General features: G+C 61.4%; 22 protein-coding genes. 9 read left to right on the forward strand and 13 right to left on the reverse strand.

The annotated features are described in order from the left end of the window. The first annotated feature begins 25 nt into the window (after positions 1–25). Entirely contained in the window at positions 26–571 is a 546-nt protein-coding gene (locus QDT79_RS23895) for a hypothetical protein (RefSeq protein WP_308317156.1), read from the forward strand. On the opposite strand, the gene QDT79_RS23900 is transcribed toward QDT79_RS23895, so the two are convergent. After that, on the reverse strand, positions 543–2,825 hold the full coding sequence (locus QDT79_RS23900) for a molybdopterin guanine dinucleotide-containing S/N-oxide reductase (protein ID WP_308317157.1): 2,283 nt from the start codon (positions 2,823–2,825) through the stop codon (positions 543–545). The two genes, QDT79_RS23895 and QDT79_RS23900, sit on opposite strands and share 29 nt — an antisense overlap. Positions 2,826–3,045: 220 nt before the next feature. Between QDT79_RS23900 and galR the strand changes: the two genes are divergently transcribed. After that, positions 3,046–4,065, forward strand: a complete 1,020-nt coding sequence (gene galR / locus QDT79_RS23905) for an HTH-type transcriptional regulator GalR (protein WP_107227918.1) — start codon at positions 3,046–3,048, stop codon at positions 4,063–4,065. Between the two features lie 52 nt (positions 4,066–4,117). Here galR and lysA read toward each other — a convergent pair whose 3' ends face one another. Continuing rightward, on the reverse strand, positions 4,118–5,380 hold the full coding sequence (gene lysA / locus QDT79_RS23910) for a diaminopimelate decarboxylase (RefSeq protein ID WP_308317158.1): 1,263 nt from the start codon (positions 5,378–5,380) through the stop codon (positions 4,118–4,120). Between the two features lie 133 nt (positions 5,381–5,513). Between lysA and QDT79_RS23915 the strand changes: the two genes are divergently transcribed. Further along, entirely contained in the window at positions 5,514–6,437 is a 924-nt protein-coding gene (locus QDT79_RS23915; RefSeq protein ID WP_107227920.1) for a LysR family transcriptional regulator, read from the forward strand. A gap of 27 nt (positions 6,438–6,464) precedes the next feature. Here the strand turns inward: QDT79_RS23915 and QDT79_RS23920 are convergent, their stop codons facing one another. Then, positions 6,465–7,373, reverse strand: a complete 909-nt coding sequence (locus QDT79_RS23920) for a LysR family transcriptional regulator (RefSeq protein WP_063990725.1) — start codon at positions 7,371–7,373, stop codon at positions 6,465–6,467. A gap of 108 nt (positions 7,374–7,481) precedes the next feature. Here QDT79_RS23920 and QDT79_RS23925 point away from each other — a divergent pair, with 108 nt between their 5' ends. Continuing rightward, a complete protein-coding gene (locus QDT79_RS23925; RefSeq protein ID WP_063990724.1) occupies positions 7,482–8,366 on the forward strand; it encodes an MBL fold metallo-hydrolase in 885 nt (294 codons plus the stop codon). 68 nt (positions 8,367–8,434) lie between these two features. Further along, a complete protein-coding gene (locus QDT79_RS23930) occupies positions 8,435–9,082 on the forward strand; it encodes a DsbA family protein (RefSeq protein ID WP_063990723.1) in 648 nt (215 codons plus the stop codon). 32 nt (positions 9,083–9,114) lie between these two features. Here QDT79_RS23930 and QDT79_RS23935 read toward each other — a convergent pair whose 3' ends face one another. Beyond that, positions 9,115–9,822 carry a tetratricopeptide repeat protein gene (locus tag QDT79_RS23935; protein WP_308317159.1) on the reverse strand — a complete coding sequence of 236 codons (708 nt, stop codon included), beginning with the start codon at positions 9,820–9,822 and terminating at the stop codon, positions 9,115–9,117. 205 nt (positions 9,823–10,027) lie between these two features. Here QDT79_RS23935 and QDT79_RS23940 point away from each other — a divergent pair, with 205 nt between their 5' ends. Then, positions 10,028–11,755, forward strand: coding sequence for an ABC transporter ATP-binding protein/permease (locus QDT79_RS23940; protein WP_063990721.1), 1,728 nt, complete (start codon positions 10,028–10,030; stop codon positions 11,753–11,755). Between the two features lie 36 nt (positions 11,756–11,791). On the opposite strand, the gene agaF is transcribed toward QDT79_RS23940, so the two are convergent. The 6 genes from agaF to agaR are packed head-to-tail and all read right to left on the reverse strand — an operon-like array spanning position 11,792 to position 16,472. Further along, positions 11,792–12,226: a PTS galactosamine/N-acetylgalactosamine transporter subunit IIA gene (agaF, locus tag QDT79_RS23945; protein ID WP_063990720.1), complete on the reverse strand. Its 435-nt coding sequence runs from the start codon at positions 12,224–12,226 to the stop codon at positions 11,792–11,794. A gap of 10 nt (positions 12,227–12,236) precedes the next feature. Then, positions 12,237–13,130, reverse strand: coding sequence for a PTS system mannose/fructose/sorbose family transporter subunit IID (locus QDT79_RS23950; RefSeq protein WP_016929936.1), 894 nt, complete (start codon positions 13,128–13,130; stop codon positions 12,237–12,239). After that, positions 13,120–13,899, reverse strand: coding sequence for a PTS N-acetylgalactosamine transporter subunit IIC (gene agaW, locus QDT79_RS23955; RefSeq protein WP_004931810.1), 780 nt, complete (start codon positions 13,897–13,899; stop codon positions 13,120–13,122). Before agaW ends, QDT79_RS23950 begins: the two co-directional genes overlap by 11 nt. A gap of 14 nt (positions 13,900–13,913) precedes the next feature. After that, entirely contained in the window at positions 13,914–14,390 is a 477-nt protein-coding gene (gene agaV, locus QDT79_RS23960) for a PTS N-acetylgalactosamine transporter subunit IIB (protein WP_019455696.1), read from the reverse strand. A 1-nt stretch (position 14,391) separates the two neighbouring features. Next, positions 14,392–15,675, reverse strand: a complete 1,284-nt coding sequence (locus QDT79_RS23965) for a D-tagatose-bisphosphate aldolase, class II, non-catalytic subunit (RefSeq protein ID WP_055317448.1) — start codon at positions 15,673–15,675, stop codon at positions 14,392–14,394. Positions 15,676–15,698: 23 nt separating this feature from the next. After that, a complete protein-coding gene (agaR, locus tag QDT79_RS23970) occupies positions 15,699–16,472 on the reverse strand; it encodes a transcriptional repressor AgaR (protein ID WP_004931804.1) in 774 nt (257 codons plus the stop codon). A 503-nt stretch (positions 16,473–16,975) separates the two neighbouring features. Between agaR and QDT79_RS23975 the strand changes: the two genes are divergently transcribed. Then, positions 16,976–18,196, forward strand: a complete 1,221-nt coding sequence (locus tag QDT79_RS23975; protein ID WP_063990718.1) for a CynX/NimT family MFS transporter — start codon at positions 16,976–16,978, stop codon at positions 18,194–18,196. On the opposite strand, the gene QDT79_RS23980 is transcribed toward QDT79_RS23975, so the two are convergent. The 3 genes from QDT79_RS23980 to QDT79_RS23990 form a co-directional block, all read right to left on the reverse strand. After that, on the reverse strand, positions 18,189–18,356 hold the full coding sequence (locus tag QDT79_RS23980) for a YciX family protein (protein ID WP_165384388.1): 168 nt from the start codon (positions 18,354–18,356) through the stop codon (positions 18,189–18,191). The two genes, QDT79_RS23975 and QDT79_RS23980, sit on opposite strands and share 8 nt — an antisense overlap. A 23-nt stretch (positions 18,357–18,379) precedes the next feature. Beyond that, positions 18,380–18,493, reverse strand: coding sequence for a YmiA family putative membrane protein (locus QDT79_RS23985; protein ID WP_048234622.1), 114 nt, complete (start codon positions 18,491–18,493; stop codon positions 18,380–18,382). A gap of 387 nt (positions 18,494–18,880) precedes the next feature. Then, positions 18,881–20,533: a multidrug ABC transporter permease/ATP-binding protein gene (locus QDT79_RS23990; RefSeq protein ID WP_063990717.1), complete on the reverse strand. Its 1,653-nt coding sequence runs from the start codon at positions 20,531–20,533 to the stop codon at positions 18,881–18,883. A 178-nt stretch (positions 20,534–20,711) separates the two neighbouring features. Between QDT79_RS23990 and QDT79_RS23995 the strand changes: the two genes are divergently transcribed. Then, positions 20,712–21,632 carry a LysR family transcriptional regulator gene (locus QDT79_RS23995; protein WP_063990716.1) on the forward strand — a complete coding sequence of 307 codons (921 nt, stop codon included), beginning with the start codon at positions 20,712–20,714 and terminating at the stop codon, positions 21,630–21,632. A gap of 323 nt (positions 21,633–21,955) precedes the next feature. Next, complete coding sequence (locus QDT79_RS24000) at positions 21,956–23,539, forward strand: L-lactate permease (protein ID WP_308317160.1); 1,584 nt, start codon at positions 21,956–21,958, stop codon at positions 23,537–23,539. Positions 23,540–23,569: the final 30 nt, after the last annotated feature.

The raw sequence follows: 23,569 nt of genomic DNA on the forward strand, positions 1-23,569 counted from the left end.
ACGTTCATCGATATCAGGAGAAAATATGAAAGTGATTTATTACGGGTTAACAGCTATCGCCATCAGTTTTGGGGCTAACGCTAACTGCACGCTAACGGCCACACAAAACAGCGTTTATCTGGGAGAGCACAATATCGGGTCACTGTCTCAACAATCCACTCTGCTGCACAGCGCCCCATTGCAGTATCGGTTGGCTTGCGATGAGCCAGTGCAGTTGCAGGGATTCACTCTGCGGGAGAATAGAAACGGAGGCAGCGCAGCCGATGCTTCTAGCTATCTCAGCCTCACGGTTGATGAATTACGCAATGGTGATGGTGAGCCGATTGCCTTTTCACTTGGCCCCGGGCTGCGGAGCCAAAGACATCTGCCCAACTATCGTTTATCCGTCGATCGTGAAGCATTACACATTCTTGTACCGGATAACGAGGTTGGGCAACACTTCACTCTGTCATTAACAGTGTCCAGTTTCGCCACCTCCGCGACACAACTGCGTCAACAGCAACGCGATAACATCCCGCTGTCGACCCAATTGCTGGTCAGCGCTAACTATCTTGATCCCGACGTTCGGTGAATGCGCTAACCTCAACCAGGCAGCTCATGGCGTTCGGCCCCTGCGTCAGCGGCGAGGTGCCGATATCGAGCGTCAGCACGTTCGGGTTGCCCGCCTGCTCGACCGGCCGGCGCTGCGCGTCGAAACCCGGCTCGAACCAGGCACCGGTTGCCATCAATACCACACCGCGCGTCACGCCGTCAGTGAGGGACGCCCCCGCCAGGCAGCCCCCGCGCGCATTGCTGACCAGCACTTCGGCGCCGTCCGCCACGCCGCGCTGCGCCGCGTCCTCCGGATGCATATACAGGGTTTCGCGCCCGGCGGTCTTATTGCCCTGCGCCAGCGGCGCCGGATCCATCTGGCTGTGCAGACGATCGCTCGGTTGGATGGAGATCAGATGCAGCGGCCAGGTTTTGGCCTGCGGCGCGCCCAACCACTCCACCGGTGGCTGCCACTGCGGATGCGGAGCGAAATCCTCATAGCGATAGCCGGCGATCCGCTCGCTGAACAACTCGATCTTGCCGCTGGACGTTTGCAGCGGGTTAGCCTGCGGATCGGCGCGGAACGCGTCAAAAAAGACGAACTCCTTGGCCGGCGCGGGCAGTTCGACATAGCCCTGGCGCCAAAAATCCTCAAACTCGGGCCAGACGACACCGGCACGCCGCTGCGCTGCGCCGCATTGCCGGTAGATATCCTCGATCCAGGCCCGCTCGTCGCGGTTTTCGGTAAAACGTTCGCGATAGTCCAGGCGCTCCGCCAGATCGGCAAAGATATCGAAATCGTTGCGCGCCTGATGCTGCGGTGCAATCGCCTGATGCATCGCCAGCACGTAGCGATCGCGCGAGGAGCCGCCGATGTCGTTGCGCTCCAGCGAACTGGTGACCGGCAACACGATATCCGCCATTTTGGCCGCCGCCGTCCACCAGATATCTTGTACGATCACCGTATCCGGCTTCTGCCAGCCTTCCACCAGCCGGTTCAGCTGCTGATGGTGATGGAACGGGTTGCCGCCGGCCCAATGCACCAGGTGGATATCCGGGTACTGCCGCGTCTCGCCGCAAAATTGATAGGCTTCGCCGGGGTGCAGCAGCATGTCGCAAATGCGCGCCACCGGGATCGCCAGCCCGGCCGGGTTATCCCCTACCGGCATAGTCGGCGCAGGGGTGTCCACGCGCGGGTTACCGACGCCGTTCATCGAGCCGTGGCCGAACGAGAAACCGCCGCCCGGCAGCCCCACCTGGCCCAACATCGACGACAGCGCGATCATCATCCAATACGGTTGCTCGCCGCGGTGTGCGCGCTGCACGGAGTAGGAACAGGTGATGAAACTGCGCACGCCGATCAGCTGCCGCGCCAGCCGCGCGATGCGCGCCGCCGGAATGCCGGTAATGGCGCTGGCCCAGGCCGGCGTTTTCGCCACGCCGTCACCGACGCCGTTCAGGTAATCCGCCAGCTGTTGATAGCCCACGCAGTGGCTGTGCAGGAAGGCTTCATCCTGCGCGCCCAGCCGCTGGATTTCATAAGCCAGCGCCAGCATCAGCGCCACGTCGGTATTCGGCCGGATCGGGATCCATTCCGCGTTGACGAACCCGGGGCAATCGTCGCGCATCGGGCTAATGTTGATCACCGGCGTGCCCTTATGCGCCAGCTTTTGCAGCCAGGGCTTGAGCGCATGCTCCGCCGCGCCGCCGGAAGAGACCTGCGCGTTTTTCAGTGCCAGACCGCCAAACGCCACAAACAATTCGCAATGCTCCACCACGCTCGGCCAACTGGTGACACGCCCGGTCAACGGCGAGAAAGTGCCGATCACATACGGCAGGAAAAACTGCGCCGCGCCCCAGCTGTAGTTGCCCTGCTGATCGACCCCGCCGCCACCGCTGAAATAGAACCGCCGCACCAGCGAGCGTGCATGATGCAAACGCCCGGCCGACGACCAGCCATAAGAACCGGTGAACAGCCCGGAGGGACCGTAGCGATCGCGCACCCGGCGATTCTCTTGCGCCACCAAATCGAGCGCCAGCTCCCAGTCCACCTCGACGAAATCTTCCCTGCCGCGCAGCGTACGGTCGCTGCCCTCGCGCTTTTGCATCCACGAGCGGCGCACCGCCGGCTTGCGGATACGTTTGTCGGAGTAGACCATCGGTACGATGGAATCGAGCAGCGGCGAAGGATCAGGATCGTCGACGAAGGGTTCACAACGGATAAGCCGGCCGTCTTCAACCACGGCGGTATAAGCGCCCCAATGGGCGAGCTGCGGATAGCGTTTAATGGACATGGCGTTCTCGGCGCAATTCGGAATGCACAGACGTTACCTCAGCCCGCCGCCAGAGCCAACGTACAAATTGCGCTATCGGTCGGCTGCCGATGGTTATGCGTACAGACTCGAAGAGATTCTGCAACGGCCACCACAAGTTGCGCACGAGACCGCTTGCAGCCCCGGTTTTTTTCCGCAAAACTGGGGGATGTAAGCGATTACCCAGGATGTGTTGACTGATATGGCTACGATAAAGGATGTTGCCAGGCTGGCGGGTGTTTCCGTGGCCACGGTGTCCCGCGTGATAAACAATTCCCCCAAGGCCAGCGAAGGGTCGCGCACTGCGGTGCTGGCCGCCATGGAACAACTGCAGTACCACCCTAACGCCAACGCTCGGGCGCTGGCGCAGCAATCCACCGAGACGCTGGGCCTGATCGTCTCCGACGTTTCCGATCCCTTCTTCGGCGCGATGGTCAAAGCAGTCGAGCAGGTGGCCTACGCCACCCACAATTTTCTGCTGATTGGTAACGGTTACCACGACGCCGAAAAAGAGAGACAGGCGATTGAACAGCTGGTGCGGCACCGCTGCGAAGCGCTGGTGGTACACGCCAAAAGGCTGAGCGATCAGGAACTTTGCGGCTGGATGCAACAGATCCCGGGCATGGTGCTCATCAACCGCACGCTGCCGGGTTTTGAAACGCGCTGCGTGGCGCTCGACGATCGCTACGGCGCCTGGCTGGCGACCCGTCATCTGATCCAGCAAGGGCACCAGCGTATCGCCATCATCTGCTCCACCCACCAGATTTCTGACGCCACCGACCGGCTACAGGGCTATCTCGACGCGCTGCAGGAACACGGCATTGCGGTGGATGAAAAGCTGATCGCCTACGGCGAACCGGACGAGATCGGCGGCGAACAGGCAATGACCGAGTTGCTCGGCCGCGGCCGTTCGTTCTCCGCCATTACCTGCTACAACGATCCGATGGCCGCCGGCGCGCTGTCGGTGCTGAGCGACAACAGCGTCGACGTGCCGGGGCAAATTTCGCTGATCGGTTTCGACGACGTGTTGATTTCGCGCTATCTACGCCCACGCCTGACCACCATTCGCTACCCTATCGTCGCGATGGCCACTCAGGCGGCGGAACTGGCCCTGGCCTTGGCCACTCGGCAACCGCTGCCGGAAATCACCAACATGTTCAGCCCGACGCTGGTGCGCCGCCACTCGGTCGCCCCCCTCAACAACGCGCACGAACAGCCGTAATTCGCACCGCCGCATGACGCTGTGAAGCGGGCGCAACACGCCCGCCCGCTGATCAGATTAGCTCCAACGCGATCAGTTCTTCGATGGTCTGGCGGCGGCGGATCAGGCGCGGTTCGCCGTTTTCGAACAGCACTTCGGGCAACAGCGGGCGGCTGTTGTAGTTGGAGGACATCGACGCGCCGTACGCGCCGGTATCGTGGAACACCAGATAATCGCCGATCTGGACCGGCGGCAGCTCGCGGGTTTCCACGCCGCCGCCCGCCTGCTGGGTGAACACGTCGCCGGATTCGCACAGCGGCCCGGCGATCACCGTTTCGCGCAACGGTTGCCCCGAAGTATCGCGCCCATCGGCCGGCAACAGCGAAATATGGTGATAGCTGCCATACATCGCCGGGCGCATCAGATCGTTAAAACCGGCGTCCACCAGCACGAAGTGGCGGCTGCCCATGTCTTTTACCGCCCGCACCTCGGCCACCAGGACGCCCGCTTCCGCCATCAGGAAACGCCCCGGTTCGATCTCCAGCTGCACCGGATGCCCCAGATGCGCTACGATGCGTTCACGCGCCCGGTTCCACAAACCGAAATAGTGTTCGGTATCGATCGCCTCTTCGCCGTACTGGTACGGGATAGACAGGCCGCCACCGGCGGAAATGGCGCTGATGTCATGACCGAGATCGATCACCTGCTGCACCATCGCATCGCAGACCCGTTCCAGATGCTGGTAATCGACGCCGGAACCGATGTGCATATGCACACCGATCAGTTTCAGGCCGTAGCGGCGGATCTTCTCCACCGCCTGCGGCAGGTCGGCATACCAGATACCGTGCTTGCTGTTCTCGCCGCCAGTGTTGGTTTTCTGGCTATGGCCGTGGCCAAACCCCGGGTTAATGCGCAGCCACACCGGGTGCCCTGCGGAAACCTGGCCGAGCTGCTCCAGCATGTCGATGGAGCCGGCGTTGACCGGGATCTTCAATTCGCTGACGCGCGCCAGCGTGGCGTGATCCAACACGTCTGCAGTAAACACGATCTCACTCGGTTCGCCGCCCGGCTGAAAACCGGCCTGCAGCGCCCGTTCGATCTCGCCCAGCGACACCGAATCCACCTTCACGCCCTGCTCGCGCATCAAGCGCAAAATATGAATGTTCGAACAGGCCTTCTGTGCGAAACGGACAGTGTCGAAGTGGCGCAGCTGAGCGATGCGCTGGCTGATGATGTCCGCATCATAGGCCCAGACCGGGCAGCCGAAACGCGGCGGCAAGGCCAACAGGTTAGCGGCGTTCAACGCGGTGGAGGTGTCGTGCAACGGGCGTGGCATGGCGATATTCCCAATTCGAAAATGACGGCAGATAACGCCATAGTGCCGCACGCTGAATCGGGTGGAAAATATCTATTTAGCCGTAGTCTATTCATTTATGATATGGCTTTACCCACAGCCGAGCGGCCTCGCCATGCATAACATCTCTTTGCGGCAAATCGAAATCTTTCGAGCGGTGATGACCACCGGCAACCTGACCGAGGCGGCAGCCCTGCTGCAAACCTCGCAACCGACCGTCAGCCGTGAGCTGGCGCGCTTTGAGAAGCTGATCCGGCTGCAGCTGTTCGAGCGGGTGCGCGGGCGCCTGTCTCCCACCGTGCAGGGGTTACGGCTGTTCGAAGAGGTACAGCGCTCCTATTACGGCCTCGATCGCATCGTCAACGCCGCCGCCGGCATCCGCCAGTTTCAGCAAGCGCAGCTGTCGATCGTGTGCCTGCCGGTATTTTCCCAATCGCTGCTGCCGGCGGTGTGCCGGCCCTTTATCGAACGTTACCCCGAAGTCAGCTTCAGCGTCATTCCGCAAGAGTCGCCGCTGCTGGAAGAGTGGCTGTCTGCCCAGCGCCACGATCTTGGGCTGACGGAAACCACCCTGACGCCGGCGGGCACCGAGCGGGTGACGCTGATGACGTTGAACGAAGTGTGCGTGCTGCCGACGGGCCACCCGCTGCTGGTGAAAGATCGGCTGACGCCGCAGGACTTCGCCGGGCAGAACTTTATCAGCCTGTCGAGCACCGACAGCTATCGTCACCTGTTGGATGCGCTGTTCGGCGAACAGGGCGTCGAGCGCCGCATGGTGATGGAAACGCACAGCGCGGCGTCGGTGTGCGCCATGGTGAGGGCCGGTGTCGGGGTGTCGATCGTCAACCCGCTGACGGCGCTTGACTATGCCGGCAGCGGCGTGCACGTGCGGCCGTTCAGCATCGACGTGCCGTTCACCGTCAGCCTGATCCGGCCGCTGCACCGCCCTTCATCGGCGCTGGTCACCGCCTTTATCGACCACCTTCATCAACAGGCCGCCGCCTTTGCCGCCCGGCTGGCCGCCGCCGTCAGGCGCTGAAAGCGGCGTGGGAATATTGCCGAAGCATCAGCGCAGCGTCGCCTGCCACTGCGGATCGGTGGCGAACCACTCCACCAGAAAGTCCAGCATGGTGCGCAAGGTGGCGGGCATCTGGCGGCGTGAGGTATAGATGCCGTAGATACCCATCGACTGCGGCCGGTAATCCGGCAACAGTTCGACCAGTTCGCCACTGGCCAGCAGCGGTGCCGCCGAATAATAGGGCTGCATGGAAATGCCCGCCCCCTGCACCGTGCCGGCCATCAGCACCACCGACTCGTTGGCGCTCAGATTGCCGCTGACCGCCACCGCCGATTTCACCCCCTGAGCGTCGAAGTGCCACAGGCTTTTGCCGAAATAGGAGTAGGTCAGGCAGTTGTGCAACGCCAGATCCTGCGGTTGACGCGGGGTGCCGTGCGCCGCCAGATACGCCGGCGCGGCGCACACCACCGATGCGCAGGTGGACAGCGGGCGGGCAATCAGGTTGGGATCCAGCTCGTTGGTGATGCGCAGCGCCAGATCGATGCGCTCTTCCACCAGGTTCACCGCCCGGTTGTTCATCTGCAGATCGACCGCCACCTGCGGATGACGCTTCAAATACTGAGCGACGGCCCCCACCAGCGCCGTTTGCCCAAGCGACTGCGAACAGGTGATGCGCAGCAGGCCGCGCAGCTCATCGCTCTGCCCTTCCTCCACCAGGTCGATCTCCCCCGCCAGCGCCAGCATTTGCCGACAGCGTTCCAGAGTGCGCTCACCGGCGTCGGTCAGACTAAGCTTACGGGTAGTGCGGTGCAGTAAACGCGCCCCGGCCCATTGCTCCATCTGCGCCAGGTAGCGCGTCACCATCGCACGCGACATCTCCAGCGTGTCGGCGGCGGCGATCATGCTGCCGCGATCGACGATGGTGACAAAAACCTCAGCGGCGGTAATGCGATCCATGATTAGTCCGATTTATGCAACGAATAATTGCTTATTATCCGGTTTTTCTATCGCTTTATGCAACCTAACATCATTACAACATTAACCGATACCTAAGGACCTCTGCCCATGTTTAAGAAATCACTGTTAACTCTGGCCTTCACCGGCGTCGCCACCCTCAGCACCTACGCCACCGCTGCCGACACCCTGACCATGGAAGTGTATAACCCGGGCGAGAAAAGCGTGTTCCCGGTGTCTTCCGAAATCATCAGCGGCAAACACGAAGTGGCGCTGATCGACGCTCAGTTCCAACGCAACGACGCTGAAGCGCTGGTGAAAAAGATCAAGGCGACCGGCAAGAAACTGACCACCGTTTATATCAGCCACTCAGACCCGGATTTCTATTTCGGTCTGGACGTGATTAAGGCGGCCTTCCCGGAGGCGAAAATCATCGCTTCGCCAGGCACCATCAAGGACATCAACGCCACCAAAGACGGCAAAGTCGCCTACTGGGGCCCGATTCTGAAAGACAACGCGCCAAAAGCCGTGATCGTGCCGCAGCCGCTGCAGGGCGACAGCTTCACCATCGACGGCCAGAAAGTGGAAGTGAAAGGCCTGAACGGCCCAACCCCCGATCGCACCTTCGTGTGGATCCCGGCGCTGAAAGCGGTAGTAGGCGGTGTCGCGGTCGCCGGTGACAACATCCATCCGTGGATCGCCGACAACCAGAGCGTGGAATCGCGCCAGCACTGGCAGCAGACGCTGAAAAGCATCGAAGCGCTGAAGCCGCAGGTCGTCGTGCCGGGCCACTTCCTGCCGGGCGCAGCGCAAACGCTGGCATCGGTACAATTTACCCAGAAATACCTGACCACGCTGGAAGCCGAGCTGCCGAAGGCCAAGGATTCCGCCGCGCTGATTGAAGCGATGAAAACGCACTACCCGACGCTGAAAGACGAGTCGAGCCTGGAACTGAGCGCGAAAGTGCTGAAAGGCGAGATGAAGTGGCCACAATAAGCGCCCGTGCGTGATTGAACCAGCCCTGGCGCCGCGGTGAGCTGCCGCGCGCCAGGCGAGGAGTAAAGATGACCGAAACCACTCTGCATTACATTTTCGATCCGCTGTGCGGCTGGTGCTACGGCGCCGCGCCGCTGGTGAAAGCGGCTCAGAGCCTCCCCGGGCTGAAGGTCGTGCCGCACGCCGGCGGCATGATGACCGGCAACAACCGCCGTCAGATTACCGACGAATGGCGCAACTACGTCATTCCGCACGACAAACGCATCGCCGAGATGACGGGCCAGCCTTTTGGCGAAGCCTATTTCAACGGTCTGCTGCGCGACACCACGGCGGTGATGGATTCCGAGCCGCCGATCACCGCTATCCTGGCGGCGGAAAAGCTGGCGGGACGCGGGCTGGACATGCTGCACCGCATTCAGCAGGCACACTATCAGGAAGGCCGGCGCATCGCCGACACGCCGGTGCTGGAAGCGTTGGCGAAAGAGCTGGGGTTGCCTTCGGCGGCGTTTATCGCCGAAATGCGTTTCAACAGCGGCGCGCCGACCGCGCAACATATCGCGGAAAGCCGGGCGCTGCTGGCCAAAGTGCAAGGCCAGGGCTTCCCGACCTTTGCGCTGCAGGACAGCGAAGGCCGCCTGCATCTGCTGCCGGCCGGCAACTATCTGGGTAACGTGGAAGCCTGGAAAAACCTGCTGGGCGCCGCCGCGCTGGCGTAACCAACCTTTCTCGCCCCGGCTGCCGGGGCGGGTCATTCGACCCGCACGAACCGCCCTTCCGCCCGCACGTTGTGACCGAACCCGCAATCCCCCCGCGAGTGCATCTCCAGCGCTTGCTCACCAAACGCCATCGTCACGTCGCAGACCTGCGCGCTTTCCGAGTCATGCTGGTGGTAGACCGCCTTGCCGTGCTCGATCGGCAGCTCGGCGGTGAAGTCGCCCATGTTCGGGCCGTAATACAGCCCCATCTGCGGCATGGCGTAGCCGGAAAAATCAATCAGCCAGCGCTCGCCCTGCGGCTTCACCGTCACCTCGCTCCACACGCCGCGCCCGGCGTATTGCCAATACACGCCGCCCGGCCCCTGCGGCGGCGGCCGCTGCGCCAGCCGTTGGCGCAACAGGCTCATGTTGTGCTGCGATTTGTCATCGTGCGGCGCCAGTGCCAGATAGGCCTGCGCCTTAAGCAATTCGCCGGCGTGCATCAGCGACAACGCCACGTTGTTGTAGGCCGTGGCGACGGCCTGCTCGCTCAGGCCGCAAAACTCGCTCCAGGCCGCCTGATCGCGAAAGATGTCGGCAGCTTTGGCGTAATCCTGCCGCTGATAGGCCTTTTTTCCCAGCTCGGCGTAGCTCGCCACCTTTTGGCAGTCGGCGGCAATGTCCGGCTCGTCAATGTGCGCCCAGGCCCGGGCGCTGGCGAAGACGCCGCAGGTCAGCAACAGGGGAAACCAAGCCTTCATCGTTTATCCTTTCTGCAAAAATTCGGCGCCAGTATAACCGCCCGGCGGCGGAGTGTATGCCGCAATTGCGCCCACCTGCACGCTGCCGGCGATTCAGCCGCCTTATTTCAAACGGTTAGCGGAGTTAAAACTGCTTACAGTCACGGTTTGTTTGTTACCGGCCCGCAGCCCATGCTGAACGAAATACCGCAATTATCGAGCCGTTATGAACGCAACCCCCTTGCAGAAACACGCCGTGTGGCAGCTGATCAAACCCTTTTGGGTGTCGGAGGAGCGATGGCGCGCCTGGATGATGCTGATCGCCATCGTCGTCCTGTCACTCGGTCTGGTCTATATCAGCGTGGAGATCAACCAATGGAACCAGGTGTTCTACGATGCGCTGCAGAACAAAAACTACCCGGTATTCAAGGCGCAGCTGTGGCGCTTTACCTATCTGGCGCTGATCTTCATCGTGCTGGCGGTCTACAAGATCTACCTGACCCAGGGGTTGCAGATGCGCTGGCGGCGCTGGATGACGGAAAAGTTCATGGCAAAGTGGCTGGCGCACCAGGCGTATTACCACACCGAGCAGCAGCAGATCGTCGATAACCCCGATCAGCGTATCGCCGAAGATCTCAACGTATTGACCCAGTATACCCTGTCGCTGTCGCTCGGGCTGCTCTCCAGCCTGGTGACGCTGTTTTCCTTTATCGACATCTTGTGGCACGTCAGCGGGCCGATGACCTTCGCGCTCGGCCAGCACGCCATCACGCTGCCCGGTTATATGGTGTGGTTCGCACTGCTGTATGCGGTGCTGGGATCGCTGCTGATCTGGTGGGTCGGCAAACCGCTGGTCATGCTGGGCTTCAACCAGGAACGGTACGAGGCGAACTTCCGCTTCGGCCTGATCCGCATCCGCGAAAACAACGACGCCATCGCGCTGTACCACGGCGAACCGCGCGAGGCGCAGCAGCTGGGCGATCGTTTCGACACCATTCGCAGCAACTGGTGGGCAATTATGCGCATCACCCGGCGGCTGAACATCGCCACCAACTTCTACGGCCAGTTCGCCATCGTGTTTCCCCTGCTGGTGGCGGCGCCGCGCTACTTCTCCGGCGCCATTCAGATGGGCGGCCTGATGCAGATCGCCTCGGCCTTCGGCCAGGTGCAGGGTGCGCTGTCATGGTTTATCGATGCGTTTAACGATTTGGCGACCTGGAAAGCCTGCGTCAACCGTTTGGCCGGCTTCAACGCCGCCGTCGATCAGGTGCATCATCAGCCGCGCGGCATTCAGCTGCGGGAAGAGACCGCCCATCCGTTAACGCTGGATAACCTCAGCCTGAACTTGCCCGACGGCCAACCGCTGCTGGCCGGCGCCGAGATGACGCTGCAACGCGGCGATCGCCTGCTGATCGTCGGCCCTTCCGGCTGCGGCAAGTCGACGCTGCTGCGGGCCATCGCCGGTATCTGGCCTTACGGCGCGGGCGCCATCGGGGTAGCGGCCAACGCCAACACGCTGTTCCTGCCGCAGCGCAGCTACATTCCGATCGGCACGCTGCGCGAAGCGTTGAGCTACCCGAGCCTGGCGTCGGAATACAGCGATTCGCAGCTGATGCGGGTGCTGGAGAACTGCCGCCTGAAGCACCTGCAGCGCTGGCTGGATACCTCCGCTAACTGGAGCCATCGCCTGTCGCCGGGCGAGCAACAGCGACTGGCGTTCGCCCGCGCCCTGTTGATTCGCCCGAGTATTCTGTTCCTCGACGAGGCCACCAGCGCGCTGGACGACGAAACCGAACAGTTGATGTACTGCCTGCTGGTGGATGAACTGCCGGACGTGACGCTGATCAGCGTGGCGCACCGCAACAGCGTGGCGAAGTACCACCAGACCTGCTGGCGCTTCAGCCGCAGCGAAGATCAACCGGCGCGCCTGGCGCTGAGCCCGCTGCCGGTATAACCCGCAGAGCCGGGCGCGGTAGCGCCCGGCGTTCGTTCAGATGCCGTCGGTCTGCACGTCTTCGCATTTCATCCGGCGGCGCTCATGCCACAGGCTGGTCAGACCGCGTTTGCCGCACGCCAGCGCCACCTCGCGAAACTCATCCAGGCTCAACCCGTCGCGCTCCAGCATCATTTCCGCCGCCAGCTGCATATTGACGCCAGTGAGCACTTCGCAATCGCCCTGCGCATCGGCCAGTTCGCAGGCGCTGCGAAACGGCGAGCCGCCGAGCATGTCGGTGAGAAACACCACGCCGTCCGGCTGCGCCACCGCCGCCAACGCCGAGCGCAAGGCGTCGTTGAGCTGCGCGGTGCTCATCTGTTCGGGAAAATCGACCGCCGCACAGTGCGGCTGCGGCCCCACCACCTGTTCCACCGCCTGCAACAGCCCGGTGGCGAAGCCGCCGTGGCCGGTAATCACAATGCCTGGCATAGCTCGCTCCTCACAAAATACCGATAAATTTGCCCGCTACGCCGATCGCTACGGTGACGCCAATCAGCTTCACCGGCGAGAAACCGCGCTTCATCAGGAAGAAAATGAGCAGCGTGAAGCACAGCGGCAGCAAGTTGGGCATCAACTTGTCCAGCACGTCGGTCTGCAGCGCCACGCTGGCCTTGCCGGCATGCATCACCAGCGGCGTGGACAGGTGCACATACGAGGCCACCAGCGCACCGATCACCGTCATGCCGACGATCGACGCGGCGTGAGAAATGCGCCGGGTGTGGGTCTTCAACAGCGCCAGCGCGCTGGTGCCGGCCTGATAACCGTAGTGCGCCAGCCCGAAGCGCAGGCCGAAGTGGAACAGGTTGAACAGCAGCAGGAAGACGATCGGCCCGAACAGGCTGCCCTCCAGCGCCAGCGAAGCACCTATCCCGGCGCAAATCGGCAGCAGCGTCAGCCAAAACAGCGCGTCGCCGATGCCGCCGAGCGGCCCCATCAGTGCCACTTTCACCGCGCGAATAGTGGAGATCTTCTCCTTGTTCTGCTCCATCGCCAGCACCAGGCCGGACAGGAAGGTAACGTCGAACGGGTGCACGTTGATAAATTCCATGTGCATCTTCATCGAGTTGGCCAGATCCTGCGGGTTGCGGTGGATCTTGCGCAGCCCGGGGATCAGCTGATACAGCCAGCCGCCCGCCTGCATGCGTTCGTAGTTGAACGAGGCCTGCAGCAGCAGCGAACGCCAGGCCATGCGGTTGATGTCGCCGCGCGTCAGCGCTTCGGCGGGCTGGCTGTCCAGATAGTCGTCCTGCTCTACCTGGCTGGTGGCCAGCGCCTGCGCCATGCGTTGCTCGGCCTTTTGCGCCAGCAGATCGTCGGAATCGTTAAATGCCATCTTCGGCGTCCTCCTGCGGAGCGGGCCGGGCCGTCGCCTCTGCCGCGCCGCGTTGCGTGTTGAAGAAGTCGATCAGGGCGATCGCCAGGGCGCCCAGCGCCACCGCCAGAATCGGCAGCTTGAGGAACGTGACCGAGATGAAGCCGAGAATAAAATAGGCCACGTAGGTTTTTTTCATCATCACCTTCATCAGCAGCGAGAAGCCGATCGCCGGCATCATGCCGCCCGCCACCGCCAGCCCGTCCAGCAGCCAGCCCGGCGCCTTCTGCACCATGGCGCTGGCCGCATCAGCGCCGAAGTAAATCGGCAGGAATGCCACCACGAAATAGAAGATGAACAGGATGCTGATACCGAGGTAGTTCACCCGTTCGATGCCGCGCCAGTTCAGCGCTTTCACCATGCGATCGCAGCGGTGCATCATCGGCGAGAACAGCGTAAACAGCAGCGTGATGCAGCCCTGCACCGCAATCGAGAACGGCACCGCCACGCCGATCGCCACTTTAGGGTCGGCCTTGGTCAGAATGGCGAACGCGGTGCCGATCACCCCGCCGATCACCACGTTAGGCGGTTGGGCGCCCGCCAGCGGCACCATCCCCATCCACACCAGCTCCAGCGTACCGCCCACCAGCAAGCCGGTGTAGACGTCGCCCAAAATCAGCCCCACCAGCGGCCCCATCACCACCGGCCGGTGGAAGTGGGTCAGGCCGTCGAACAGGTCAACCCCCGCCAGCCCGGCCAACAGCGCAATCAATAACGCATCCGTCAACATGCTTTCCCCCTGGCTCAAAAGAGCAGTTTGCCGATCGCCTCGCCCGCCTCATCCGGCACCCGGCGTACCTCGCACTCCACGCCCAGCGCCGCCAGCGCGCGAAACGCGGCCACGTCGCCGTCGTCCAGCGACACCGTTTTGTGCACCTGCCGCTTCCCCTCGGCGAAGTGCATGTTGCCGACGTTGACGAAACGGATCGGCACCCCGCCGCGCACCAGCGTCAACACGTCCTGCGGCGTTTTGCACACCAGAAAAATCTTCTGCCGATCCGCCGCCTTGTGGATCACGTCGATGGTTTTCTGCAGCGTGAAGTAGCGGGTCTGCACCCCTTCCGCCACCACCATGTCCATCAGGTTCTGCTGCACCGGATCGGCGGCGGCCTCGTCGTTGGCCACCACCACCAGGTTGGCGCCGAGGGTGTTGGTCCAGGTCACCCCCACCTGGCCGTGCACCAGGCGGTTGTCGATGCGGGTCATTAAAATGTTCGGCATGTCAGCGGCCCTCCGGGTAGCAGGCGGCGTGATAATCGTCGAGCACCTGCGTCACTTTATGCAGCACCCACTCCTGCGGATCGGCGCTTAACTCGCCGGCGTTCAGCGCCCGCGCCTGATCCGGCAGGTACTGGCTGAGCAGCGCCAGCGGCGCCGGGCTGCGGCGCAGGTTGTCCAGCAAACCGTCGACCGCCTGCTGCACCTGCGGCTGCGGCCAGTAATAACGCACCCGATCGCTCAGGCTGTAGTGGCGATCGAGATACTGTTGGTGCGGTGTGCCGTGGTAGTAGCGGCTCCACTGCTGCGGCTGCTCGCGCATCACCTGCTCCAGCGTGGCGCACAGCTGCGCCGACTGGCGTTCCCCCAGCCATTCACGCTCAATGCGATCGAGGGCGAACAGCGCTTCGCGCAGCGCGAAGGTCAGCGCCGGCCCCACCTTCAGGATGGCGAAGTGATCGCGCACCAACTGACGGTAGGCCTGCGGTGGTTGGTAGTCCGTGGAGTGCGCTTCATAGATCATGCCCGGCTGCCGTTCGATGAAATGGCTCAATGCGTCGGCGCGCTGCGGTTGGTAATGCTCAACGCTGTGGTGATCGAACTCGACGCCCGGCTGCACCACCAGCGCGATAGTTCGCTGCCAGGCATCGTTCAGCTCGGCCTTTTGCCAGGCGATGCGGTGCGTTTCCAGCGTTTGCGCCACCGCCTGCGGCGTGGTGACCTGCAGACCCGCCAGCGCCTCCTGCGCACCGCCCGGCACCGGCACTTCGGTGCCGATCACATAAACCGGCGCTTCGCCGCCGCTCTGCGCCCAGGCCCGCTCCGCCACCGCGCACAGGCGCGCCGCACGCTCGGCGACCGTGGCATCCCCCAGAGGAGCGGGATCGCCGGCGCACGACATAGAACAATCGAGGTGAATTTTGCGAAAACCGGCGCGAACGTAATCGTCGATCAAGGTTTCCGCCAGCGCCATCGCCTCCTGAGCCGGGCGATCTTGCCAGGCGTTGGGCCCCAGATGATCGCCGCCCAGCCACACGCGATCGCGCGCCAGGCCAACCTCATCCGCCAGGCGCCACAGCGCATCGCGGAACTGGGCCGCCGTTTGGCCGGTATAGCCGCCGAACTGATTGACCTGGTTGGACGTCGCCTCTACCAATACCGGCGTGCCGCGCGCTTTGGCCTGCCGCAGCGCGGCCTTCAGAACCCAGGGATGGGCGGAACAGACGGAAAAGATCCCGACCGGCATACCGGCCTTGTGCTGCTCGACAAGCTGTAACAACTGCTGCATGAAGCCCCCATGCAGGCGCTCTGCTACCGATCGGCGATGATGACCTCCACGCCCAGCTCGGTTAACGCCCGCTCGTAATCGTCCGGAAGACGGCTGTCGGTGATCAGCCGATGGATTTGTCCGGCTTCGCGAATCATGCAAAAGCTCTTGCGACCGAATTTGCTGGCATCCGCCACCGCGATAATCTCGCGCGCCACCTCGCACATCACGCGATTGAGGTGCGCCTCACCGGGGTGAGGCGTGGTGATGCCGGCGCTCAGATCGAACCCGTCGACGCCCAAAAACAGCTTGTCGAAGCGGTACTGACGCAATTGCTGCTCGGCAGCCGGACCATAGAGCGAGTAAGAGTTGCGGCGTACGCTGCCCCCCAGCACCATGACTTCCACCCCGTCGTTTCCCGAAAGCTCGTAGGCAATGTTCAGCGCATTGGTCATCACTACCAGATCGCGCCGCCCCTTCAGGAACGGCACGATCTGCGCGGTGGTGGATCCGGAATCGAGGATCAGCGCATCGCCGTCGCGCACATAGCCGGCCGCCGCGTTGGCGATCAGCGTTTTGACGTCGCGATTCAACCGCCCTTTGTCCCGCAGCGGCCGATCGAAAGCGAATTGCTGATTGAGCATCGCGCCGCCGTAAGCGCGCAGCGCACACCCTTTTCGTTCCAGAAAGCGCAGATCGTTGCGGATCGTCACCGTGGATACCGCAAACTGTTTGCTGAGCTGCTCCACGCGCACGCTGCCGTGCTCGCATAACAGATCGATGATGTGTTCACGTCGCTTTGCGGTATTCACTGGCATGAGCTGCGGTCCTCAGGTTTCCGGCATCGCCGGGGAGAAGATGGCTTTCGCTCTACTGCGCTGGCATTACAGCAAAGCGAAAGCAATGAAATTGTGATCGGGCTTACAGCCCCGTTTTAGCAAAAAAACCGCCAAAAAACCTTTCGAATCGAAACGGATCGAAAAGCCAAAAAGCGGAAAGGGGGAAAAGTGAAATGCTATGACGGGCGCAAGCGCCGGGGAGTTACGGCGCCAGCGGCAAGGAAAGCGAAAGCGGCGCGTGGCGCGGCCCGCGCCATGACTTTTAGTTCACTCAGTGACCAGGATCACATAATGGCAATTATCCTGCGGCTGGCGGAGGTTAACCGCCGCCATCCCACCGGGCCATACCCTTGTCAGCGCGAGCCATCTTCCCTACACTTGCGATCGGATACCGTCGATTTGTCGGTACGTAAGCGTTAACGTCAATCAACGCATCACGCCATGCAGCACTGATTGACTGCATGCCCTGGTGCGAGGAACCCATGCCGCAACCCGCTTCATCCCCAGCGTCCACCGCGACCCCGCGTCGCCGGTTACACCGCCCTGTCCTGCTGATCGTCGGCATTATGCTGATCGCCGCCAACCTGCGCGCCGCCCTGACCAGCGTCGGCCCACTGTTGGAGCAGATCCAGCAACAGCTGGCGTTGTCCGCCACCGCCGCCGGCCTGATCAACTCGCTGCCGCTGATCTTGTTCGCCGTTCTCTCGCCGTTGACCCCGGCGCTGGCGAAGCGCATCGGTATCGAGCGCACCCTGGGCCTCGCCCTCGCGCTGCTGGTCTGCGGCATCGCGCTGCGTTCCCTGCCGCAAGACGCCATGCTCTGGCCGGGCAGCATCCTGATCGGCGCCGCCATTGCCTTCGCCAACGTGGTGCTGCCAACGTTGGTGAAAAGAGATTTCCCGCATCGCGCCGCCGCGATGATCGCCGCCTATGCGGCGGTGATGTCACTGGTTGCCGCCATCGCCTCCGGTCTGGCGGTACCGCTGGCTGCCCTGGCCGACCTCGGCTGGCGGTTCTCTTTGCTGTGCTGGGGCTTGCCCGCGCTGTTGGCGCTGCTGGTGTGGTTGCCACAGCTGCGGCGCTCCGCCATACCCGCCACCAAAGAGCCGCAACCGACGGAGCCACAGCGCTATCGTTCTCCCTGGGGCAGCGCGCTGGGTTGGCAAGTGGCGATGTTCATGGGGCTGCAATCGATCGCCTTCTACACCATCATCGGCTGGTTCAGCGCCTTTGCCGCCAGCCACGGCACCTCAGCTCAGCAGGCGGGTTTCGAGCTGTTCGTTTACCAGGTGGTGGCGATCGTCGCCAACTTTGTCATGGTGGTGATTTTGCCGCGCGCGCACGATCAGCGGGCAATCGCGCTGGGCAGCTCGCTGCTGATCTTTATCGGCGTCGGGGGATTATTGGTGCAACCCGCCAGTTCACTGGTGTGGCTGACGTTTGCCGGGTTGGGTGCGGGGAGTTCGCTGGTGCTGGCGCTGTCGTTTTTTGGATTGCGCAGTCAGCATCATCATCAGGCGACGCTGCTGTCGGGTATGGCGCAATCCGTCGGTTATCTGTTGGCGGCGCTGGGGCCCACCCTATTCGGCCTACTGCACGACCTGACGGAAGGTTGGCGTTTGCCGTTAATCGCCCTGCTGTGCCTGACCGTCTTGCAAATGCTGTTCGGTGCGCTGGCCGGCCGCCGCCGCGTGATCAGCTAACGCCGCTGCGCGATGGGGGCCGCGCCGGCTCAGAGTCGGTATCCTGCCACAAGTCTTCAATAAAGGCGCGCTGCTCATCGCTCAGCACCCATGACGGCGGAATTTTGGACTGTGCGCGGCGTTCAGCGCCCTCACGGTTTTTAGCCTGCTTTTTGTTCACGAATCGCCTTCCTGCTTAACCTGCTAATTCAGTAACCAGTAAATCACGGCGGCGGTGAACAGCCAGAACAGCCCGCTACCGATAAATACACACAGCCATGCTCTACGTTTGATATCTGATCCATCCTTGCTCACCACAGCGCCCTCAACCAATAGATTAAACCATTCAAATGGTGATTATCGATCTGTTTTAACGATCGATAAAGTCGTTTTTTCCTATGGAAATTAAAAAAACAGCTGCTAGCCATAGACCTGCATCACCGCCTCAGTAAGAACGGCACCGTGGATATCACTGTTATCGGCAGGCGATAACTTGTATTGATAGGCGAACGAACGTGCAGTGTGCCACACCTTGCAAGGTCAAAATTAAACCACTGGTAAATAATTCAACTATCAATTATTTGACTGGCCGTAAGCCAAATCGGCAACAGACAGCGCTGAAGGCGGGGGAGAAAATGAAGCGACGTACTGGGATCATACGAAGAGAAGCACCGGCCCGTTTGGTTTCGCTCGGGCCGGCGTGAATTAACCGATTCTGCTGACGGAATCCCGGCTGGCGTGTTCACGCTCGCTGCCGATCAGCTCACGTAAGTGACCTGAGCGCATCTCCAGCAACCGATCGGCGTGTTCGAAATAGTGATCGTCATGGCTGATGGCAAACACCGTTTTGCCCATCGCACGCAGTTCTGGCAACAGCTCGCGATAGAAAATGCGCCGGAATTGCGGATCCTGATCCGCGGCCCATTCATCCAACAGCAAGATATCGCGCTGTTCCGCCACCGCCAGCAGCAAAGCCAGACGCTTGCGCTGCCCCTGCGACAGTTGCGGGTTGGTCACCCTGGTGCCGTCAAACTGCAGTTTGCTTTTCATATTCAACCGCTCGAGCCAGACGGCGACCAGATCCGCATCGGGTTCGCCGCCTTCCGGCCCTTGCAAGCGATCGAACTGATGAAAATCGGTGAAAATCGCCGAAAACAGTCGACGGTAGTCCGGCATATCCGCCGCGGTCTGTGCGACACCATCCAGAACGATGTGACCACTCACCGGCCGGTACAACCCGGTCAACAGCATCGCCAGCGTTGACTTGCCGCTACCGTTGCCGCCGATCAGAAAGACCAGCTCACCACGCCGCAGCGTCAGATTGAGCGGCCCGACGGCAAAACCGGGCTGCTGTTCGGTATCTGCATAATGAAAAACCACGTCACGCAGCTCCAGCGTCTGCCAGGAACGGCTGACGGCGGCAGGAAACGCCGGTTGATACTCGGCCAGGCGCAGCGTCTTCAGCTTGTTAAAGGCCACTTCGGCGCTGACCAGCGTCGGAAACGCCCCGACCGCCTGCAGTAATGGCGTGCGCAGGAACAGCAGCGTCAGTGAATAGGTGGCGGCCACCGTCGAGTCCGCCCATCCCAGGCTGTTGGCCATAAAGAACACCAGCCCGATCGCCCCCAACATCATGATATTTGACCAGTTGAGCGCACTCAAATGGAAGGTATCGGCGCGAATGATATGGTGGCGATAAGCTTGCGCATCGGGCTGGTAGGCCTGTTCGTACAGCGCCTGCGCACGCTTGCGGTTTAACGCCAGTTCCTTGCGACCGTCAATCACCGACTCATAACGATGATAGAGACGCTCTTCTGACTCGCGCAAGCTGGCCATATGACGATAAACCCGTGATACCAGGCAGCCGCTGCCCACGACGGTCACCGCCACCCAGACTGCCGTGACCGCCAGCATTTTCGGCGATAGCCATCCCAGATAGGCCGCCGCCCCCAGGGTTAAAATCACCCCTTGCACCAGTTCAGGCAAGCGCACGAAGGCGACGGTAATATTGCGGATATCGCTGGACAGGCTGGCCAACAACGAGGCGCTGCCCAACTGTTCAAGGCGTTCAATATCGGTATCTAAAATACGCTTCACCAGTTGCCCACGCAGGCGATAGACGAAGTAGTGGCCCAATGTCGTCAGCGCCAATTGCGAGCCCAGCGTGACCGCCATCAGCAATGCCAGCAGGGCGAGAAACATCGGCAGCACGGCCAATGCATCGCCGCCGGCCTCCATCAGGTATTGATTGATAAATGCAATGATACCGATACCTAAGCCGGCGCTGGCCAGGGTCAGCGCCATGACAGCCAGAAATGGCCAACGGTACTGGTGATAAACCACCCGTAGCAGTTCCATGAAAAAACCTCTGAAGTCGCGTTCTGGCAGGCATTGTAAGCGGCGGGAGAATGAGATCAAGACGAATTCTCATTGTTGACGAGGCCTCTGATTTCGCCGTCGAGGGCATTTTGATGATTGCTTATTGAAACAAGCGACTTACACTGACGCCTCTATCCGCTGAAGGGAACAGCCGATTATGCTCGCCACTCACGAATACGCCAACGACCTGATTCTGTTCGCCCTGATTGTCGACTGCGGCTCGTTCAGCAAGGCCGCGGAGAGCGCCGGCATCACCAGTTCGGTGGTCAGTAAACGCATCGGGCGGCTGGAAAAATCGCTGGGTGCCCGGCTGTTGTACCGCACCACCCGCAGCCTGACGCTGACCGAAAGCGGCCAGGCGCTCTACCAACAGGCCAAAGAGATCGGCACCAAAGTGCAGGAGGCGCTGTACGCCGTCAGCGAAAAGAGCGAAGAATTAACCGGTACCATCCGCATGTCGGTGCCGACCATTTCGGGCGAGCTGCTGCTAAGTGAAAGCGTGGCGGAATTTTGCGCTCTGCACCCCAACCTGAAAGTCGAGATGCGGCTGGAAAATCGCTTTGTCGATCTGGTAGAAGAAGGCATCGATCTGGCGATCCGCACCGGCACCATGCCGGATTCGAGCCTGATTGCCCGGCCGATCTTCGATTCCCGCTGGGTGATCGTCTGCTCGCCGGGGTACCTGGAAAGCCACCCGGAACCGCGCAGCGCCGAAGACCTGCTCGACCACAACTGCCTGACCTACACCTACCAGGAGAGCGGCACCGCCAACTGGCTGATGAAACGGCCGGGGCGCAACGAAATCTACGAGCTGCAGGTTAACGGCAACCTGTCGGCCAACAATGCGCGGGCGATCCGCAAAGCGGTGATCGGTGGCCATGGCATCGCCATGGTGCCGCGCTGCATGGTGTATGAAGATTTGCAAGACGGCAAACTGACGGAGATCCTGGCCGGCCACTGCGGCAAAGTCTTGGGCATTTATGCCGTCTATCCTTACACCCGCAATCTGCCGTTAAAAACCCGCCGGCTGATCGAACATATCATCGGTTCCTACCAAAATATCAGCCATTATTTTTGAGTTCCCTGCTCTGATTATTTCCCTGCGGCCGTAAAAAGCCGCGGGGATTACCGCATTTTTGGACATAATCTATTGAACATTACCGCTTAATTAATGTGAACCTGCGCATTCATCACACAAAAATACTTCTTATCAAACTGATTTTAAAGCAGTTAATCCACCCCCTTCGACCGGCGTTTTTTTCACCGCCGGCGCCGTTCGCCGATGTTAAAAAAATACCGCATGGCATCGTCGCCAACGTTGTGATTAGAATGAAAATGTTGCGCTAATTAACCTTTCAGCTACATGTCTCTGCCCATAAAAATAATAACCCTGAGGATCTTATGCCCCTGCTTTTCAGTATTGCGCCCATCATCCTGCTGATTTGGATGATGACCAAAAGGAATGGCGTGCCCTCTTACCTCGCCCTGCCGCTGACGGCCGCCGTGGTGTATGCCGTACAGCTCCTGTGGTTCGATGCCTCGCTGCGGCTGCTGCATGCCAATATCATCACCGCGCTGGTGTCGACGCTGACGCCGATCACTATCATCGCCGGCGCTATCCTGCTCAACAAACTGATGCAGGTAAGCGGCGCGGAAAACGTGGTGCGCCGCTGGCTGGAAACCATCAGCCCCAATCCCGTGGCCCAGCTGATGATTATCGGCTGGGCGTTCGCCTTTATGATTGAGGGCGCGAGCGGCTTCGGCACCCCCGCCGCCATCGCCGCGCCGATTCTGGTCGGGCTGGGCTTCAACCCGCTGCGCGTCGCCCTGCTGACGCTGGTGATGAACTCGGTGCCGGTCTCCTTCGGCGCCGTGGGCACCCCCACCTGGTTCGGCTTTGCCAATCTCGGCCTGTCGGACGCCAGCCTGCTGGAAATTGGCCGGCAGACCGCGCTGATCCACTTCGTCGCCGGCTTCGTCATTCCTCTGCTGGCGCTGCGCTTTCTCGTTTCCTGGCAGGATATTCGCCGCAATCTGCCGTTTATCCTGCTCAGCGTACTGAGCTGCACCGTGCCCTATCTGCTGCTGGCTCAGGTGAACTATGAATTCCCGGCACTGGTCGGCGGCGCGATCGGCCTGGCGCTGTCGGTGCTGCTGGCGCGCGGCGGCATCGGCCTTGCCCGCAGCGGCAAACCGATGAGCGCCGGGCAGGCGGTGCCGTTCTTGCAGGTGGTCAAGGCCATGACCCCGACTCTGCTGCTGATTGCTATTCTGATAGTGACGCGCGTCCATCAGCTGGGCCTTAAAGCGCTGCTCAACAACACCGCACTGCTGTGGCAGGAAAACCTCGGTTGGCTCGGAGAGCTGCGCATCAGCCGGGCGCTGATCCTCGAACTGCAGCAGGTGCTGGGCACCTCCGCCGCCGCCGGCTACAAAACGCTGTATGTCCCGGCGCTGATCCCGTTCCTGTTGGTGGTGGTGCTGTGTATCCCGCTGTTCCGTCTGAATGGCGGCCAGGTGCGGCAAATGTTCAGCGAAACCGGCGGGCGCATCGCGCGGCCCTTTATCGCCCTGTTCGGCGCGCTGGTGATGGTCAACCTGATGATGCAGGGCGACGACAATGCGCCGGTGATCCTGATCGGTAAAGCGCTGGCGGCGCTGACCGGTGAGAGTTGGCTGCTGTTCTCGTCGTTCCTCGGCGCGCTGGGATCGTTCTTCTCCGGTTCCAATACCGTCTCGAACCTGACGTTCGGCGGCATTCAGCAGTCGATCGCCCAGAGCAGCGGCCTTGACGTCAATCTGACGCTGGCCTTGCAGTCCGTCGGCGGCGCCATGGGCAACATGGTGTGCCTGAACAACATTATCGCCGTCTGTTCGATCCTCGGGATCGGCAACGCCGAAGGCAAAATCATCAGAAAGACCGTGCTGCCGATGCTGGCGTACGGCGGGATTGCGGCCGGTATGGCAGCGATCCTCACGCTCTGACTAAACACTCGTTATCGCAAGCAAGACAAG

Source organism: Serratia marcescens, from assembly GCF_029846115.1.
Taxonomy (GTDB): Bacteria; Pseudomonadota; Gammaproteobacteria; order Enterobacterales; family Enterobacteriaceae; genus Serratia; species Serratia marcescens_L.